General features: G+C 64.1%; 14 protein-coding genes. 2 read left to right on the forward strand and 12 right to left on the reverse strand.

Features of this window, described 5'->3' with window-relative positions:
* Positions 1-112 precede the first annotated feature (112 nt).
* A complete protein-coding gene (locus tag Q0H50_RS03435; protein ID WP_294419390.1) occupies positions 113-940 on the forward strand; it encodes an efflux RND transporter periplasmic adaptor subunit in 828 nt (275 codons plus the stop codon).
* Here Q0H50_RS03435 and murG read toward each other — a convergent pair.
* The 12 genes from murG to Q0H50_RS03495 all read right to left on the reverse strand — a co-directional run bounded on the left by murG (position 838) and on the right by Q0H50_RS03495 (position 16,047).
* On the reverse strand, positions 838-1,947 hold the full coding sequence (gene murG / locus Q0H50_RS03440; protein ID WP_294419393.1) for an undecaprenyldiphospho-muramoylpentapeptide beta-N-acetylglucosaminyltransferase: 1,110 nt from the start codon (positions 1,945-1,947) through the stop codon (positions 838-840). The genes Q0H50_RS03435 and murG overlap by 103 nt on opposite strands.
* A gap of 4 nt (positions 1,948-1,951) precedes the next feature.
* Positions 1,952-3,331, reverse strand: a complete 1,380-nt coding sequence (locus Q0H50_RS03445; protein WP_294419395.1) for a putative peptidoglycan glycosyltransferase FtsW — start codon at positions 3,329-3,331, stop codon at positions 1,952-1,954.
* Positions 3,332-3,343: 12 nt separating this feature from the next.
* On the reverse strand, positions 3,344-4,858 hold the full coding sequence (murD, locus tag Q0H50_RS03450; RefSeq protein WP_294419397.1) for a UDP-N-acetylmuramoyl-L-alanine--D-glutamate ligase: 1,515 nt from the start codon (positions 4,856-4,858) through the stop codon (positions 3,344-3,346).
* A gap of 3 nt (positions 4,859-4,861) precedes the next feature.
* Positions 4,862-5,899, reverse strand: coding sequence for a phospho-N-acetylmuramoyl-pentapeptide-transferase (mraY, locus tag Q0H50_RS03455; protein WP_294419399.1), 1,038 nt, complete (start codon positions 5,897-5,899; stop codon positions 4,862-4,864).
* A 2-nt stretch (positions 5,900-5,901) separates the two neighbouring features.
* Complete coding sequence (murF, locus tag Q0H50_RS03460; protein WP_294419401.1) at positions 5,902-7,383, reverse strand: UDP-N-acetylmuramoyl-tripeptide--D-alanyl-D-alanine ligase; 1,482 nt, start codon at positions 7,381-7,383, stop codon at positions 5,902-5,904.
* Between the two features lie 3 nt (positions 7,384-7,386).
* Entirely contained in the window at positions 7,387-8,880 is a 1,494-nt protein-coding gene (locus Q0H50_RS03465) for a UDP-N-acetylmuramoyl-L-alanyl-D-glutamate--2,6-diaminopimelate ligase (RefSeq protein WP_294419404.1), read from the reverse strand.
* A gap of 9 nt (positions 8,881-8,889) precedes the next feature.
* Positions 8,890-10,938 (reverse strand): penicillin-binding protein 2, encoded by a 2,049-nt coding sequence (locus Q0H50_RS03470; protein ID WP_294419406.1) that lies wholly within the window; start codon positions 10,936-10,938, stop codon positions 8,890-8,892.
* Between the two features lie 6 nt (positions 10,939-10,944).
* Complete coding sequence (locus tag Q0H50_RS03475; RefSeq protein ID WP_294419408.1) at positions 10,945-11,409, reverse strand: hypothetical protein; 465 nt, start codon at positions 11,407-11,409, stop codon at positions 10,945-10,947.
* A 95-nt stretch (positions 11,410-11,504) separates the two neighbouring features.
* Positions 11,505-12,464 (reverse strand): 16S rRNA (cytosine(1402)-N(4))-methyltransferase RsmH, encoded by a 960-nt coding sequence (gene rsmH / locus Q0H50_RS03480; RefSeq protein WP_202898054.1) that lies wholly within the window; start codon positions 12,462-12,464, stop codon positions 11,505-11,507.
* Between the two features lie 18 nt (positions 12,465-12,482).
* Positions 12,483-12,932, reverse strand: coding sequence for a division/cell wall cluster transcriptional repressor MraZ (locus Q0H50_RS03485; RefSeq protein WP_294419410.1), 450 nt, complete (start codon positions 12,930-12,932; stop codon positions 12,483-12,485).
* Between the two features lie 452 nt (positions 12,933-13,384).
* The gene (locus tag Q0H50_RS03490; protein WP_294419412.1) at positions 13,385-14,308 is read right to left on the reverse strand and encodes a site-specific tyrosine recombinase; all 924 of its coding nucleotides are present in this window, start codon (positions 14,306-14,308) and stop codon (positions 13,385-13,387) included.
* Between the two features lie 137 nt (positions 14,309-14,445).
* Positions 14,446-16,047 (reverse strand): CTP synthase, encoded by a 1,602-nt coding sequence (locus tag Q0H50_RS03495; RefSeq protein WP_294419413.1) that lies wholly within the window; start codon positions 16,045-16,047, stop codon positions 14,446-14,448.
* A gap of 304 nt (positions 16,048-16,351) precedes the next feature.
* On the opposite strand from Q0H50_RS03495, the gene Q0H50_RS03500 reads away from it, so the two are divergent.
* The gene (locus Q0H50_RS03500; RefSeq protein ID WP_294419414.1) at positions 16,352-17,833 is read left to right on the forward strand and encodes a DUF1846 domain-containing protein; all 1,482 of its coding nucleotides are present in this window, start codon (positions 16,352-16,354) and stop codon (positions 17,831-17,833) included.
* Positions 17,834-18,663 lie beyond the last annotated feature (830 nt).

Raw genomic sequence — 18,663 nt, forward strand, 5'->3', positions numbered from 1 at the left:
ACCTCGAAGAGGCCGCCTGGCGCGCCGAGGTGTGCGGGGCCTACGAGGCGCTTGCGCGCTATGCCGTTGAGGATGAACGTTGAAAACGAAAAGGAAGATGAAGGAAATGACCATGATGAAAACGATCTTTGCGTTGGCGGGCGTGCTGTGCTTCGGGGCGTTCGCCGTGGAGCCGCACGACCACGACCAAGCGGCGCACGACCACGACCATGCGGGCCACGACCACGCGGCGCACGACCACGACCACGCGGGCCACGGCCCGGCGGCGAAGGGCGTGAAGGCCGTGGAGGTGGCGGAGGCCGTGCAGAAGGCGATGGGACTGAAGACGGTCCGGCCCGAGAAGCGGCGGCTCGCCTCGACCGTGGCGTTCACGGGGCGCTACGAACTTTCCCCGGACGCGCGCCGGACGGTTGCGACGCCGGTCGCGGGGCGGCTGGCCCTGCTCGTGAAGCCGCTCGCGCGCGTGAAGGCGGGCGAGGCGCTCTTCACGGTCACGTCGCCGGACCTCGCCGCCCGCGCCCGCGAACTCGCCGTTCTCGAAAGGCGGCTGGACGTCTACCGAAAGCTCGGCACGAAGAACGCGCCGCTCGCGAGCGAACGTGCGGTGAAGAAGGCCGAGCGCGAGGCGCTGGTCGGCGACGCGGAGGAGACGAACGGCGTCGTCACCGTGCGGGCGGCCTCTGACGGTCTCGTCGAGGCGTTCCCGAGCGAGGCGGGCGCGTGGGTCGAGACGGGCGCGAGCGTGGTGCGTCTCGTCGCGCCCGAGGCCCTTCGTCTGCGGGCGCTCGTGGCGGCGAGCGACGCCGCCCGAGCTTGCTCAAACTCTATTATCTTACCCTATTGCGCCGACTTGGATTCGCACGCCTTAAGGACTACATCAGCGAGAAGCCCCGCCGCATCGCGGGTCTTCGCAGCTGCCGCCGCAGCGGACATGCGCTGACGAGCCGATTCGTCCTCGATGAGGGTTTTGAGATAGTCGGTGAACTGGGCGCCCTCGACGTCGGCATCCGCCACGAGGAAGGCCGCGCCCGCCTCCACGCACGCGCGCGCGTTCATGGTCTGGTGATCTTCGGTGGCGTACGGGAACGGCACGAGCAGCGCCGGGATATGACGCGCCGAGATCTCGGCGAGCGACGTGGCGCCTGCACGGCTGACGATGGCGTCGGCTGCGGCCATGGCGAGGCCCATCTGATCGGTGTAGCCCATGAGGTGCCAGCGCTTGGCCTGTTCATCGGTCAAAGAGAGCTGCTCAGCGACGCTGTCGAGCTCCTTCGGGCCCGTGACGTGCACGATATGCAGGTCGGGATAGCCGAGCAGCATATCCTTGCGCTGCACGATGGCTGCGTTCAGATGGCGTGCGCCCAGGCTACCGCCGGTGACAAGGAGCATGCGCGCATCCTCGGGAACGCCGAAAGCGGCACGGCCCTCGGCGCGCGTTGCGGCGAACACGCTGGCGCGCACGGGGTTGCCGGTGAGCACGACACGGCTTCGATCGGAAAGCGCCTCGGCGGCGTGGTCGTAGGTCAGGCAAACGGCACGGGCGCGACGCGCCAGGTACTTGTTCGCCATGCCCATGACCGAGTTCTGCTCATGGACCACCACGGGGATGCCGCATTGCTCGGCGGCGCGGGCCACCGGGATGCAGACATAGCCGCCAAAGCCCACAACGCAGTCGGGATGAACTTCGGTAAACCACTTACGCGCCAGCTTCGTGGAGCGCTGGATCTTCATGATGGCCTTCGGCAGCGTGAGCGGATGGTTGCGGTTGAACCCGGCGGCCTCGAAGGCCTTGTACGGGATGCCCGCCGCCGGAACGAGACGCGATTCGATGCCGCCGGGCGTGCCGGCGAACAGCACCTCGTGCCCACGTTCGCGCAGAACATCGGCCAGCGCGAGGGCCGGATTGATATGGCCGGCGGTACCGCCGCCGGTAAGGACTATGCGCATGATGTCACCTCCGGGATGAAGAATGCGTTTGACGGCGCCGCGCGCCTTGCGGGGCGCGCGTGCGCGAATCGGCGCGGCCACGGCCGCGCGGGGCGTCGTCGAGGCCGTAAGGGTCATCTTCGACCGCGCGCACAACGCGCAGGTTCGCGCGGCGACGGTCGTAGACGGTGGTGGCGTCGGCGTTTCGGGAAACGGCCAATATGATGCCGACCATCATGAGGGATGCGATCAGCGACGAGCCGCCTGCGGACACGAACGGCAGGGGCTTGCCCGTGGTGGGCACGAGGCCGATGACGCAGCCCATGTTCAAAAACGCCTGGAACACGAGCATGATGGTGACGCTGCCCGCCACGATGCGCTCGTTGGGCGTTGCCGCGGCGCGCGCGATGCGCATGCCGGCGAACAGGATGCAGCAGAACAGCGCGATGACCACAAGGGCACCGAGCATGCCGAACTCCTCGCCGATGATGGAGAACACGAAGTCGGTCTCGGCCTCGGGGAGGTAGTCGTACTTCTCGCTGGAGTTGCCCAGGCCCACGCCGAACAGGCCGCCCTCGGCGAACGCGTAGAACGAATGGATGGTCTGGTAGCCGTTACCCTTGCCGCCCTCGCCATCGTTCCAAGGGTTGTACACCACGAAGCGGTCCTGGCGATAGCCCGAGCCGAACACGACGATGGCGATGACCGCAAGGACGGCGGCGCCGGCGATGGCGAGCATGAGCTTCCAAGGAGCCCCGCCGAACCACAGCACCGCGTACACGCCCACGAAGATGATGATGGTGGTTCCCAGGTCCGATTGCGTGAACAGCAAAAACAACGTGGGTAACGCCACGTAAATGGCCGCCTTGATCATGGTGGCGTTGAACTCGGCCCCTTCGTTGAGGTCGTCCATGAGGTTTGCCGCCATAAGCACGATGGCTATCTTGGCGAACTCCGAGGGCTGCAGGGAAAAGGGCCCGATGACGATCCAGCGCTGGGCGCCGAGCGCGGCGGTTCCGAAGGCGAACGTGATGACGAGCAGCGCCATGCACACCCCCCAGTAACCTTTGACGATGGCGCTCTTCCAGCCGCTGCGCGGCAGCATGAACCAGATGGCCACGGCGATGATGATGCCGGCCACGGAGTAGACGAACTGGCTGATGAGCTTCGCCGAGGGATTCTGCTGCGCGATGTAATCCGAATACGAGATGGTGTCGCGCAGGTATTGGCCCGCCTCGGTGTCGGCATAGTAATGCGTGGCGGCCTCGGAGAGGATGGTGACCTGCGAGGCCGAGTAGATCATGACAAAGCCGATGAGGGTGAGCGCCACCACGGCGACCACAAGCAGCACCTGGGGCCAGATGACCGACTCGGCGTCGGAGCGCCTATTGCGCGCGGAAGCCATGCAAAACCGCCCTTACGCGCCAAGCTCGGCGGCGCGATCGGCCACGAGCTTCTTGAAGACCTCGCCGCGCTCCTCGAAGGAGTGGAACTCGTCGAACGACGCGCATGCGGGCGAAAGCAGCACCACTTCCCCGGCCTTGGCCTGTTCGAGGGCGACATCGAGCGCGGATTCCATATTGTTCGCCGTGAGCAACTGGAAATCTGCCGGCGCCTGGGCGCAGCAGTCCTGGAACGCCTGGGAGAAGCGCGCCCCGGCGGCACCGAAGCATACCACGGCACGCGTATGGGCATGGGCCGCCGCGACCAGCTCGGCCAGGTCGGTGCCCTTGTCGTCGCCGCCGAGCAGCACGATGGGACGGGTATGCGGAAAGGCCGCCAGCGCCTTGAGCGTGGCGTCGACGTTGGTTGCCTTCGAATCGTTATAGCATTCAGCGCCGCGCACGGTGCCGCAGGGCTCGATGCGGTGCTCGAGCGGGCTGAACGTGGCGAGCGCTTCGCACACGGCTTCATCGGATGCGCCGGCAGCCAGGGCCGCAGCGGCGGCGGCAAGCGCGTTGCCGGCGTTGTGCGCGCCCTTGATGCGCAGGCGGTCGGCGTTGATAAGCGCGTGCTCCTGCCCCTTGAGCGCCACGGTGAGCACGCCTTCGCCGTTGATGAACGCGGCGTTGTCGGAGCCGCAACGGGCGCGCATGTCGCCCTGCAGGCCCTCGGCCGTTCCCATGGGCACGACGGCGAAGCCGCAGCCGCCGGCAACGTTGCGCAGACGGCGGACCTCGGCGCGAACGACGTCGTTGGAAGCGTCCATGACCGCGACCGATCCGGGAACCTGGGACAGATTGGCAAGCACCTTCATCTTGGCTGCCGCGTAGTTGTCCAGCGTATGGTGCCAATGCAGATGATCGGGCGTGATGTTCAGCAGCACGGCCACGTTGGGAGCGAACAGCTTCGTGGATGCAAGCTGATACGACGACACCTCGGCCACGTAAACGTCGGTTTGCCCGGCGGCCACGGCGGAGATGCACGTGTCGCCGATGTTGCCGACGGCGGCGCTTGCCATGCCCGCGGCGCAAAGCAGGTGGTTGGTAAGGGCCGTTACGGTGGTCTTGCCGTTGGTGCCCGTGACGGCTACCCACGTGCTGGACTCGTCGGACTCGCGCCACGCAAGCTCGACCTCGCTGATGACCTCGTCGCTTACGGCAGCAGCGGAGCGGTACAGGTCGGAGAACTCGGAGATGCCCGGGCTTGCGATGCACAGATCGAAACGCCCGCCGCAGGCCTTGGCCAAGCGCTCGACCGCGCCCTCGCCGAACTCGACGATGGCGCCGCGCTCACGCGCCTGGCCCGCATACGCGTCGGAGGCGCCGTTAGGCTGCCCGCCGAACACGGCCAGCTGGGCCACGCGGGCGCCGAGCTGCGCCATGAGGTACTCCACGGCGTCGTGGCCGGACTTGCCTAGGCCGAGCACGAGGACGCGGCCCAAGCTTTCGGGAGCGTATTTCTTACCTGCAAGCATCTTCTGGTTCTCCATACCCTATGCCACCGCCATCAAAGTCTCTGCGAAGTACACGGCGAAGCCGAGCGCGGCCAGCACGCCGGAGACGATCCAGAAGCGCACGACGACCTTCGTCTCGGACCAGCCCTTCTTCTCGAAATGATGATGGAGCGGGGCCATAAGGAAGATGCGCTTATGGGTTTTCTTGTAGTAGAACACCTGGATCATGACCGACAGGGCCTCGGCCACGAACAGGCCGCCGATGACGAGCACGATGAACTCGGACTTGGTGAACACGGCAAGGCAGCCGAGCGCCATGCCAAGGGCAAGCGAGCCAGTGTCACCCATGAAGATGTCTGCGGGGAAGGAGTTGAACCACAGAAAGCCGACGCAGGCGCCGGCGAGTGCAGCGGCGAAGATGGCGGAGTCGAGCATGTCGGAGCGATATGCGATGGCCGCCATGACGATCATGACGATCATGACCGTGCCCGCCGCCAGGCCGTCGAGGCCGTCGGTGAGGTTGACCGCGTTGCACATGCCCATGAGCAGGATGTCCACGAACAGGATATAGAGCCACGGCACTTCCACGGCGCCGAAATGCGTGGTGAGCACACCCAGGTCGAACGTGTAGATGAACGGGATCTCGACGGTGGGGGCGATGCCCATCACGTTGACGGCCACCAGGCCGAACACCGTGGCGATGACGAACTGGCCGACCAGCTTCGCCTTCGGGGTAAGGCCCAGGCTGCGCTCCTTGACGACCTTCTCGGCATCGTCGATGAGGCCCAGGCAGCCCGTGAGCACGGTGGCGATGAGCAAGGCGAACGTTTCAGGCGTGGGATGGCCCACCACGAGCGCCGTGAGGATGACGGAGACGAGCATGATGACGCCGCCCATGGTGGGCGTGCCCTGCTTCACCAAATGGCTTTCAGGGCCGTCGGCGCGCACCTGCTGGCCGATATGGCTTGACTTGAGGAACTTGATCCACGCGGGCATGAGCACCATGGTGACCGCGATGGCGACCACGATGGCCACGAACACCAGAAACGTGGGGTACGACTCGAAGATATCCAACATAGCTATTCAACCAATCCTTCTACCACTTTCTCAAGGGCCATGAAATGCGAGGCCTTCACGAGCACCGCGCTGCCGGGCGCAACGTGTTCGCGAACGTCCGCAAGGGCGGCGGCGCCGTCCGCGACCATCGCGATGCGGTCGGCCGGCATGCCGGCCTTTTGCGCGCCGGCCGCGATGCCCTGGGCAAGCTGCCCGACGCATATGAGGCGGTCGAGCCCGCACGAAGCCGCGAAGGCGCCCACCTCCTCGTGCAGCTGCGGCGCGAACGAGCCGAGCTCGCCCATATCGCCGAGCACGGCGATACGTGCGCCGGCCACGTCGAGCGCGGCGAACGTGGAGAGCGAGGCGCGCATGGAATCGGGGTTCGCGTTGTAAGCGTCGTTGATGACGGTGAAACCGCCCGGCGCCTCGATGACCTCCTGACGACCCGCCTCGGGCTTGGCACCCGAGAGCGCCGCGACTACCTGCGCGGCGTCCATGCCGGCGGCGAAGCCGACGGCAGCTGCGGAGCAGGCGTTGGACACGTTGTGCATGCCGCGCAGCTCGAGCGCGCAATCCACGCGCACGGGCTCGGCCATGCCGTCGAATCCGGATGCGCACAGCGCAAAACGCGGGCAGCCCGCCGCATCGAGGCGCACGTCCTCGGACCACACGGCCGGACGCGCCGCATCGGCGGCGGAGAAGGCCGCACGGCGCTCGGCGGCCTCAACGGTGCCGTCGTAGAGCACGCACGTGACGCCGCGGGAATCCAGGTCGGCGAACTCGAGCAGCTCGGGGGTCATGTCGTTTGCGGCGTTAACGAACGCCATGCCGCCTGCGGGCAGCGCCTCGAGCAGCTCGGCCTTGGCGCGGGCGATGTTGCGTCGGCTGCCGAGGAGCTCGATGTGGCTTTCGCCGACGTTGGTGACAAGGCCCCATTGCGGTCGCACGAACCCGCACAGCTCCTCGAGCTGATGAAGGCCGCGCATGCCCATCTCGACGATGACGTTTTCCGTGTCGGCCTGGGCGGCCAGCACGGTGTTGGGGACGCCGAGCTCGTTGTTCTGGTTGCCCTTCGTGGCGCACACGCTGCCAGCGGCGGCAAGCACGTCGCGTACGAGGTTCTTCGTGGTGGTCTTGCCTGTGGACCCGGTGATGCCGATGACGCGGCCCTCAAGACGATCGCGCCATGCGCGCGCAAGCGCCGTGACGGCGGCCTGAGTATCGGGAACCTGGATGACGGCGGCCCCGGCAGCTGCGATTTCGTCAGCCGAAGCCTGGTCGAGCGCGCGCTGCGCGAGCACGCACACCGCGCCGGAGGCCACAGCGGCGGCGGCGAACGCATGCCCGTCCACCCGCTCACCGGGCAGCGCGACATACAGTGCCCCGGGCTTCACGTTGCGTGAATCCCAGGTCAAGCTGGTGATCTCCGTCTGATCGTTTACAGGGTCGATGGAAAAGGAGCCGCCCGTGGCACGGGCGGCTTCGTCGATGGTGAAACGCATTGGTTACTCACAAGCTCCTTCGCCGAATGCACGTTCAAGCTCCTCGCGGGCGACGACGCGGTCGTCGAAGGAGAGCACTTCCTTGCCTACCAGCTGATAGTCCTCGTGGCCCTTGCCGGCCACCAGGATGGAATCGCCGGGCTTTGCAAGCTGGATAGCGTGCGCGATAGCGGCGCGGCGATCGGGCTGCACGTCGAAGCGGCCCTCGCCCTGCCCCATGCCCGCCACGATATCGGCGATGATGGCATCGGGATCCTCGGTGCGGGGGTTGTCGGACGTGACCACGGCATGGTCGGCCGCAAGCGCGGCGCGGCCCATGATGGGGCGCTTGGAGGCATCGCGGTCGCCGCCGCAGCCGAACACGCAAATGGTGCGGCCGGGCGTGAGCGCCATGATGGACCCGAGGGCCTTCTCCAGGGCATCGGGGGTGTGCGCGTAGTCCACGAACACCGACACGCCGCCGTCATGCGGCGTGTGCACGCGCTCGAGACGGCCCGGGATCTGCGGGGCCTCGCTGAGCGCGTCGATGATGGTGGACACGGGAATGCCCAGCTGGATGCCGATGCCGAACGCGCACATGATGTTCTCGACGTTGAACTTGCCCACGAGCGGGTAGTCGAACTCATAGTAGGAGCCGCGCACGTTGAGCGTGATGGAGGTGTGCGCGGGATAGTACTGGACATCCTTGGGATGGATGAGCGCCGAGCGATCGAAGCCCGTGGTGACCACGCTGTCGCCGGCCTCCGAGCAGCGGCGCAGCAGCTCCTTGCCCCACTTGTCGTCGATGCAGATGACGCGGCGGGCAGGGTAATCCTTGCTGAACAGGCGCGCCTTCGCCTCGAAGTAGGCCTCGAAGGTGTGATGGTAATCGAGATGGTCCTGCGTCAGGTTGGAGAACGCCGTGACCGCGAACGAAGAGGCGTACGTGCGCTCAAGGTCGAGCGCGTGGCTGGAGACCTCCATGGCCACCACGTCGCAGCGCGCGTCGCGCATGCGGGCGAGCAGCTGCTGCAGGTCGGGCGATTCCGGCGTGGTGTGCGAAGACTTCTCATGTACATCGCCGATGACGGTGCCCACGGTGCCGATGACGCCCGTTCGCTTGCCCGCCACGCGGGCGATATGCTCCACCAGGTACGTGGTGGTGGTTTTGCCGTTCGTGCCCGTGACGCCCACGAGCGAAAGCGCGCGCGACGGATCGTCGTAGAAGCGCGCTGACGCCTCGGCCATGGCCTTGCGGGTGTCGGAGACGACCACTTCCGTGACGTCGGTGGCGTCGGCCAGATAGACCTTGCGCTCCACCACGAGCACCTTCGCGCCATGGTCGATGGCGTCCTGGGCGAAGGTGTGGCCGTCGGTTTTCATGCCGACGATGCAGAAGAACGCGTCGCCGGGCTTGACTTTATCACTTCGATAGGCGATGCCCTCAACCTCATCTTGCGCGTTGCCGATGATGGTGCAGTCCATGCCTTCAAACAGTTCGGTGCAGGTCTTACCCATTTGGATACCTCACTCAGACGTAATCCCGAATCGATCGATTGCTGCAGTCATTATATCCTTAAAGATAGGCGTGACGACACCGTCCCCAGGAACCTCATTTGCGCCCACAAAGCACACCAGCTTGCTTGACGAATCCGCCAAAAAGCCCGTGAACGCCAAGTTGTACACGTTCTTGCGGTACCCGCCGTTCTCCTCGTCGTAGATCTCGGCCGTGGAGGTCTTGCCGGCTACGTTGAACCCGTCGATGGCGGCCTTTTGACCCGTGCCGTCGGTGACGACGGTCTTAAGCATCGACTGCATGTCGCCGAGAGCGTCGGTGTTGTCGATGACCTGCTCGGTGTCGTAGGTGGGCGTGGTGCCGCTTTGCGGCATCCCGATGAGGAAGTGCGGCACGCATTCCACGCCGTTGTTCACGATGGCGCCGTAGAAGCGCGTCATCTGCAGCGGGGTGACCGACACGCCCTGGCCGAACGAGACGTTGTACGCCTGGACCGCCGACCACTGGTCGTAGGGCGCGAGCATGCCGAGCACGTCGGTGCCCTCCTCCCCTTCGCCGGGATAGTCCACGCCGGTGTCGGAGTGCAGGTTGTAGCGGACGATGTGGTTGTACAGCTCCTCGAAGCCCATCTTCTCCGTGGCAAGCGAGATGCCGACGTTGGAGGACTGGTCGAGGATCTGGCGCAGCGTGAACGTGGCGTCGCCGCGTTCGTGAGCGTCGGAGATGGTGTAGCCGTCGGCGGTGATCGAGGCCGGGCAGAACAGCTCGGAATCGGGCGTGAGCGTGCCCGTCTCAAGGATGGCCATGGCCGAGACCGACTTGAAGATGGAGCCGGGTTCGAACAGGTCTGTCACGCACTTGAGCTGCATGGCGCCTTCCTTGACCTCGCTTCGATCGGCGGGGTTGAACAGCGGAAGGGATGCGGCGGCGTAGATCTCGCCGGTGGAGCCGTCCATGAGCACGGCCGAGCCGCCCGTGGCGTTGAGGCCCTTGCAGCCCGACGTCAGGGAATCCTCCACCTGGCGCTGCAGCTCGATGTCGATGGACACGACGATATCCTGCCCGTCGATGGCGTCCACCTTCTCGTGCGTGCCGCTGGGGATGAGCTGGCCGGTCTGGCCGTATTCCTGTTCCATATAGCCCGGCGTGCCGGAGAGCACGTCGTTGTACTGGGCCTCAAGGCCGCAGATGCCGTAATAGTATTCGCGGTTCGTGTCCGAATCCACGCCGATGCTGCACGCGCCGACCACCTGGCCGCCCACCTGGGCGTTGGGGTACTCGCGGCGGCTTTCGGAGACGTAGTGGATGCCCGAGGCGATGGTTTCGGCCTTGCGGCCGGCCGCCTTCGCGTCTGCCGTCTCCTTGTTCTGCGCTTCCTCGACACGCTCGGAGGCCACTTCCCTGACCTCGTCGCCGACGCTGGTATCGGCCTTGCGCTTGATGATGGAATAGTACGTGTCGCTGGCGGTGACCTTCTCCAGGTAGTCCTTCGCCTCGCCGCCGAGCACCTGCGCCAGGATGCCCGCGGTGAGGTTAGGGTCGCTCACCTCGGCGGGGTTGACGTAGATGGTGGTGGCGTCGACGCTGGTGGCGAGCACCACGCCGTTGCGATCGTATATGGTGCCGCGGCGCGGCTCGAGCACGATCTTGGACGTGCGCTGCGCCTGGGCCTGGTCGGTGAACTCGGGGGCCTTGATGACCTGCAACCACACGAGCTTGCCGAAGAACAGCACGACGATGAGGGCGAACAGGACGAGCGGGGCGAACGCGCGCTCGGCGTCGAGGAACGCGAGGAAGCCCGCAACGCCCGATCTGGGCTGGGCGGGCTTGCGGCCGGATACGCCGTTTCGCGACCGGGACGCGCGCGCATCGCGCTCGGTGCGCGCGGTGCGGGAGCGGCTCTGCCCCGAAGCGCCGTGACGCCCGGAGCGGTATGCGCTGCGGGCGTCGGTGCGGCTTGCGTGTTGGCCTGACGAACGGCCGGATCTGCTGTTGTTCGCGCGACGCTGGGCATCGCGGGCGCCGCCGTCGTTGCGCGGCGGGCGGTTTCGGTTCTGCATAACGGGCTACTCCCCGGCGGTAGTGGCGGTCTCCACGCTGCGGGACAGGGAAAGCGACCCATCGTCGTTGGTGGAAACCACGTCTTCGGGCATGTTGATGGTACCCACTTCCGCAGGCGCCGCCATGCCGAGCTTCTCGGCCTGCATGCGCACGCGGGTGGAGTTGGAAAGCAGGCTTTGCGTGACCTCGAGCGAGCTGCCCTGCGCACGGGCATCATCGATCTGGCTGGAAAGCGCCTGGGATTGCATGGAGGTGGTCACGGTGGCCGCCGAAAGGGTGAGGCTTGCGATGCATACCAGGGCCAAAACCGCCATGACGATAATCGCCGCCTTCAGAACGAGGCCGGGCGTGACGGTGGAGGCGGGAGCGGCGGAGCGGGTGCGCTGTCCGGGCACGACGGAGATGCGCGTGCGCGGGGCGCGCTCGACGGCGCGTTCGGGATACAGGGAATACGCGGGCTGGGCGCTCATGCTCCACCTCCTTTCGTGTTTCTGCTTCGTTTACGGTGGCACGTTGCGCGAACGGGTTCGCTCGGTTGTCGTGTTGTTGCTTTTGTCGTGCTGCGCTACAGCTTCTGCGCCACGCGCAGCTTGGCGCTGCGGGCGCGGGGGTTGCGCGCTATCTCATCGGCCGTGGGCACGATGGGCTTTCGGGTAAGCACCTTGAGTATCGGCTCCTTGCCGCACATGCACACCGGAAGATCGGGCGGGCAGGTGCAACGGTTCGCAAAGCTTTGGAACATGTCCTTGACGATACGGTCCTCGAGCGAGTGGTAGCTGATCACGCAGATGCGCCCGCCGGGGTTCGCCCAGCGGATGGCAGCTTCCAGGCCGCTTTTCAGAACGTCGAGCTCGCCGTTGACCTCGATGCGCAGAGCTTGGAACGTGCGCTTGGCGGGGTGTCCGCCGGCGCGGCGCGCGCTTGCCGGGATGGCCGCCTTGATGACGTCGACCAGCTGCGCGCTCGTTTCAAGCGGGGCCTTCTCGCGGGCGCGGACGATGAAGTCCGCGATGCGGCTGGCCCACCGCTCATCGGAGTAGGAGCGGATGATCCGAGTGAGGTCTGCTGCGTTGTAGGTGTTCACGACCTCTGCTGCGGTTAGGGTGTTTTTCCCCGGATCCATCCTCATATCAAGCGGGCCATCCTCCTTGAAGGAGAAGCCCCGTGATGGCGTGTCGATCTGAACGGAGGATACGCCGATGTCGAACAAAAACGCGTCCACACCGGGAACATCCACGCTCAGAAGCGCTTCGTCCATGTTGCCGAAGTTGTTGCGCACCAGTTCCAGATGCGGGCGCAGCTCATCGGGCAGCGAGCCGAGTTTGCGGGCGGCCGCGGCAAGCGCCACGTCGTCCTGATCGATGCCGATGAGGGTGCCCCCGCATCCGATGCGCTGGGCAACTTCGAAGGAATGCCCTGCTCCGCCGAGCGTTGCGTCCACGAACGTCTGCTGCGGTTTGAGGTTCAAGTGCTCGAGGCACTCGGGGAGCAGGACCGGTATATGCCGAAACTCTTGGTTTGCCAATTCGCTCACGCCTTCCGATTAGCTGAACAACACGCTCAAGTCGATGTCGTCATCCTGCTCATCGAAGCGCTTTGCGTCCCAGATCTCGAAGTAGCCCGTATTACCCAATGCGACGACGTCCTTGTCGATGCCCGCCTTCTGACGCAGCTCGGCGGGGATGCCGATGCGTCCGGCGTTGTCGACGCTGACGTTGTTGGCGCGGCTCTTCAGCTTGCGGCGCAAGCCGACGTGGGCCTTGGACGTGGGGTCGTAACCGCCGAACTTGCTATCGAACAGCGACACGATCCACTCCTCGAACGCCTGAGGCTCGAATGCGTACAGGCACTCGTCATCGGGGCTGAGGGTTACCACCAGATCTTCCGAAAGGACCTTGCGAAACGCGGCGGGCAGGGACATACGGCCCTTGGCGTCTACCTTGTGTCGGTAGGAGCCGTTCATGTCGATCGGCTTGTCGACGCCTTCTGCCATGCCTTCCTTCCGCTGCTTTCCGTTTGTTCCGTTCGGTGTTTGGGATTCTACCCCACTTCATCCCACTTCGCAACATCTTGCGGCACGTTTTGGGCGGTTTCGCACAGGCGTTGACCCCTTGTAACCTCCGTGATTCATTCGTAAAACAGGTGGTTTTGGGGGTGGTTTCCATATGGTGCGCAAGGTGGTTCGCCAACCACAATATATAGATTTGCGTTTGGGCAAAAATGGGGTGGGATGAAGTGGGATTGCATTTGTGCGGATTCGGTGGCGTGGGGCGATGTGGGATGAGTGGGACGAAGTGGGAGGCGTTGGCGCGGTGGCTGCTGCCGCGCTGCGCAAGGCGCTGTCCGTTGTCCGCCGACGCATCGCGAGAAATGATACCGGTAACCGTCTGTAACCGATAACGGGACCGGTTGAATACGGTTGCGAACGCTTTCGCTCCCCAACCTTTACGCGCGCGGGTGCGCGTGCAGGTATTCCTCGCGCAGGTGGCTGCGATCGACGTGGGTGTAGACCTGCGTGGTGGAGATATCGGAATGGCCGAGGATATCCTGGATAACGCGCAGATCCGCCCCGCCCTGCAGCATATGCGTGGCGAACGAATGGCGCAGCGTGTGCGGATGCAGGTTGTCCACGCCGATGGCAAGGCCGGCGCGCGCAACTACCTTGAACACGCTTTGGCGCGTCAGACGGCCGCCGCGGGCGTTGAGGAACACGGCGTCGGTGGGCTTTGCGTAGGGCTTGGTCAGCTGCGGGCGCGCGTTCTCCAGGTAATCGGCCAACGCGGTTGCCGCCGCGCCGGATATCGGGGAGATGCGCTGCTTGCCGCCCTTGCCGAGCACGAGCAGATAGCCCTGGTCGAGCACCACGTCGGGCAGATCGAGGCCGCACAGCTCGCTGACGCGCAAACCGCAACCGTAAAGCACCTCGAGCATGGCGCGGTTGCGCAAGGCCGCAGGGCCGCCCTCCTGCCCCTCAAGCTCTTCGAACAGGCGTTGCACCTGGTCGATCGATAAAACATCGGGTAGGCGCTCCGGCGTCTTGGGCAGCGGCAGGCCCGCTGCGGGGTTGCTTTCGGTGTAATCCTCGGCCACGCAAAACCGGTGAAAACCTTTCACCACCGATGCCCTGCGGCACACCGTGGAAGCGGCGTAACCCTGCGCGAACAGATGCTCCTGATACGCCACGATGGATTCGCGCGACACCTGCGAGAGCTTCTCGATGCCCTGCGAGGACAGGAAGTCCCGATATGTTTCCAGGTCCGCCTCGTATGCCTCGATGGTGCGCGGCGAGCTGCCGCGCTCGATACGCAGGTAGGCGATGTATTCCGCCGCCAAATCGATCAGATCGTCGGTATCGATGCTCTCGTCCACAAGCGCTTCCTTCCCTATCGGTTCATCCCTGTATACCGCACCCTACGGAAAAGGCCGCCCGATACGGCGGCCTTTTCGCAACAACAACATTATGTAAACCTTTAACCGGTTTAGCCCGAACCCCGGAACCTGCCGAACTACTCGCGATGCTCCAGTGCTGCGGCGACGAAGTCGCGGAACAAGGGGTGTGGCCTGGTCGGACGGCTTTTGAACTCAGGATGGCCTTGGCTTGCCACAAACCACGGATGCTCGGGCAGCTCGATCATCTCGACCAGGCGATCATCAGGGGAAACGCCGGAAATGACCAGGCCCGCTTCTGCCAAGCGATCGCGGAACGCGTTGTTCACCTCGTAGCGATGACGGTGACGCTCGTAGATGAGCTCCTCGCCGTAGGCCTTGAAGGCCATGGAGGCGGGAGCCACCTTGCACGGGTAGGCGCCCAGTCGCATGGTGCCGCCCTTATCCTCGACGTCCTCCTGCTCGGGCATCAGGTCGATGACGGGGAACTCGGCGTTCTCGTCGAACTCCGCCGATGTTGCACCGGGCATGCCCGCCACATCGCGCGCGAACTCGCACACCGCCGCCTGCATGCCCAGGCAGATGCCCAAAAACGGCACGTCATGGGTGCGGGCGTAGCGCACCGCGCAGATCTTGCCCTCGAAGGCGCGCTGGCCGAAGCCGCCGGGCACCAGGATGCCGTCCATGGCCCCCAACACCTCCTCGACGTTGCCGTCGTTGAGCTCCTCGCCATCGATAAGGTGCACGTTGACCTGGGTGTTGTTGTACACGCCGGCATGGTGCAGCGCCTCGATGACCGACAGGTAGGCATCCGGCAGGCTGGTGTACTTGCCCACGATTGCCACGTCGCAGTCATGCTCCACATGGGCGGCCGCATCCACGAACGAGCGCAAGGGGGTCAGATCGATCTGGCGCTCGGGAAGACCCAGGCGCTCAAGCACCTTTACGTCGAAGTGCTGGTCGTACAGACCGAAGGGAACCTCATAGATGGAGGGGCTATCAGTGCACGCGAGCACCTCGTCGGGCCGCACGTCGCAGAACAGGGCGATCTTCTCGCGCACCTTGTCCGAGATCTCGTGGTCGCTGCGGCACACGATGAAGTCGGGCTGCACGCCGATGGAGCGCAGCTCCTTGACGGAATGCTGCGTGGGCTTGGTCTTCACCTCGTGGGCTGCGGCGATGTAAGGAACCAGCGTGACGTGGATGAAAAGAACGTCGCCGCGCTCCTTTTCCTTCCTGAACTGACGCGCGGCCTCGATGAAGGGCTGAGACTCGATGTCGCCGATGGTGCCGCCGATCTCGGAGATCACGATGTCGGCGCCGGACTGGTCGGCGATGCGGCGCAGACGCTCCTTGATGGCCTCGGTGACGTGCGGGATCACCTGCACGGTGCCGCCGAGGAAGTCGCCGCGGCGTTCGCGGGCGATCAAGGTCTTGTAAATGGAGCCCTGCGTGAAGTTCGATTCGCGGGACAGGTTCTCATCGATGAATCGCTCGTAATGCCCCAGGTCAAGGTCGCCTTCGTGGCCGTCTTCAGTAACGAAGACCTCGCCATGCTGAAACGGGCTCATGGTACCCGGGTCCACGTTAAGGTACGGGTCCATCTTCTGCATGGTCACCTTGTAGCCGCGGGCCTTCAACAAATGCCCCAGGGAGGCGGCCGTGATGCCCTTGCCCAATGACGAGACGACGCCGCCGGTTACGAAAATATGCTTGGCCATGGTTCTCCTTCGCGCTTAGAAACCAGTGTATTTCCCCACCGCCGATCGCGCTGCGCCCAGGCCGATACGCCTGCAGCACGCCAACGGCAAACTCCAAACGTTGGTTTATTGTACGCGCCGCGCAACTTCCACCCCAGCGCCGGGCGCGCCTTTTAACAGAGGGGAAACGAAACCGAAACGAGATGGATGGCGAAGGCGGCTTCGTCCGCTTTTCGCGTGTGGATGGACGCTTGACTTCACGCGTGCGCGCGCGAGCCTTATACTGGTTCGGTTAAACCTACCGTCATGGAAAGGGGTTGCGCCCATGCGCATCGGTTTCGACAACGATAAATACCTGGCTTTGCAGGCCGAGCATATCCGTGAAAGGATCGGCCAGTTCGGCGGCAAGCTGTATCTGGAGTTCGGCGGCAAGCTGTTCGACGACTACCATGCCTCACGCGTGCTTCCGGGCTTTCAGCCGGACAGCAAGATCCGCATGCTGCAGCAGATGGCGGAAGACGTTGAGATCATCATCGCCATCAACGCCAACGATATCGAGAAGAACAAGGTTCGCGGCGACTTGGGCATCACCTACGACGAGGACGTGCTGCGCCTGCTGGACATCTTCCGCTCCATGGGCTTCGCCACGGCCGGCGTGGTGATCACCCGCTTCGAGAACCAGCCCAACGCGCTGGCGTTTCGCCATCGTCTGGACAGCCTGGGCATCAAAAGCTACTTGCACTACCCCATCGCCGGGTATCCTTATGACACCGCGCGCATCGTTTCCTCCGAGGGCTACGGCAAGAACGAGTTCGTAGAGACCACGCATCCTTTGGTAGTGGTCACCGCCCCCGGCCCCGGCTCGGGCAAGATGGCCACGTGCCTCTCCCAGCTGTATCACGAGCATGAGCGCGGCGTCGAGGCGGGGTACGCGAAGTACGAGACCTTCCCGATCTGGAACCTCCCGCTCAAGCACCCGGTGAACGTGGCATATGAGGCCGCAACTGTCGACCTTGACGACGCCAACACCATCGACCCCTTCCATCTTGAGGCGTACGGCGAAACCACCGTCAACTACAACCGCGACGTCGAGATCTTCCCAGTGCTTAAAGCCATGATGGAGCGCATCCTGGGCACCAGCCCCTACCAGTCCCCCACCGATATGGGCGTGAACATGGCGGGCATGGCCATCGTCGATGATGACGCTGTTCGAGAGGCCGCGAAAATGGAGATCGTGCGCCGCTACTTCCAGGCCGCGGTTGACGAGCGCCGCACCGGCCTGCATCACGAATACGTCGAGCACCTTGAGCTGCTCATGAACCAGGTGGGCGTGGATACGAACTTCTCGCCCGCACGTTCGGCCGCACTGCTTAAGGCCGAGGCGACCGGCGCTCCGGCTGGCGCCATGGTGCTGCCCGATGGTCGCGTGGTCACCGGCAAGACATCGGATCTGCTGGGCGCCGCCTCCTCGTTGCTCATGAACGCGCTCAAGGGCGTGGCAGGCGTCGACGAGGATCTGTTCGTCATCTCCGACGAGGTCATCGAGCCGATCTGCGACTTGAAGACTTCCACGCTGCACGCGAAGAACCCGCGTCTGCACTCCGACGAGACGCTGCTAGCGCTTTCCGTGTCCAGCGCAACCGATCCGGTTGCCAAGCAGCTGGTGGATGCAGCCGACCAGCTACGCGGCTGCGATGCGTTCTTCAGCGTGATCTTGAGCCCCACCGACGAGAAGCTCTACCGCACGCTCGGCATCAACATCTGCTGCGAGCCGAAGTACGAGCAGCGCAGGTACTTCCACAAGTAAGGCTTAGCTACATATCTGCTTGGCACGCATTGCCAAGGCACTTACGCCCCGCGAGGTTGATCGCGGGGCTTTTTGTTTTAGCAAGCGTTCGTGCGCAATGAAACGTTTTCGGATAAGGGCGCATTCGGACCAGGATGCACTCGGATAGGGGTACATTTTCGGGCTTTTGCGGTGTCGCATGCGATGCCAACGATTTGGTGGGTTTGCGGTATCTCATGCCACGCAAGCGATTTGGTTCATTACTTGCCAAAACAGCGCTTTACCTGGTATGTATCGGCTATTCCTTTGTCATATTCATTTGCATCGGGTTTCCCTATTTGTCCAGATGAATCACTAGATATCCGAGAAATACCCTGACAGCGGGTTCTAGAGGACGTCTCGAGGCAAACAGATGGAAGCAAGTAATTTGAGCATCTACGGCCGACAGCCATGAGACGCGCCTCCACTGAAGAGCACGCAACGATAGGGGCTGGATGAAAAGCAGCTAATCAGCCTGAACGCTAAGGGATCACGGCGCCAATGACCGATGACCACAGGGGTTGCGCAACCGCTGAAGCACATAAAGTGATGAGGTCGCAATGAGAAGCAGCAGAATGGCCTGCGTGCTGAGCAATGCCAGCCAAATCCAGCGGCGATAGCCGCACAGACGAAAAACAAGGAATCGGCAATCGGGGCATCAAGCGCGCTTATGCTGCAGATTCACCTACACAGGGCAAAGCAATGCAAGGGCCAAAAAACAAACGTGCCCTGCGCTCTTCAAATAGCGCAGGGCACGTCAGGAATCACGGGAATCAGATAGCAGCGAGCAAAGCGCACCGCCCCATCAAAAG

The organism is uncultured Senegalimassilia sp. (genome assembly GCF_934632265.1).
Classification (GTDB): Bacteria; Actinomycetota; Coriobacteriia; order Coriobacteriales; family Eggerthellaceae; genus Senegalimassilia.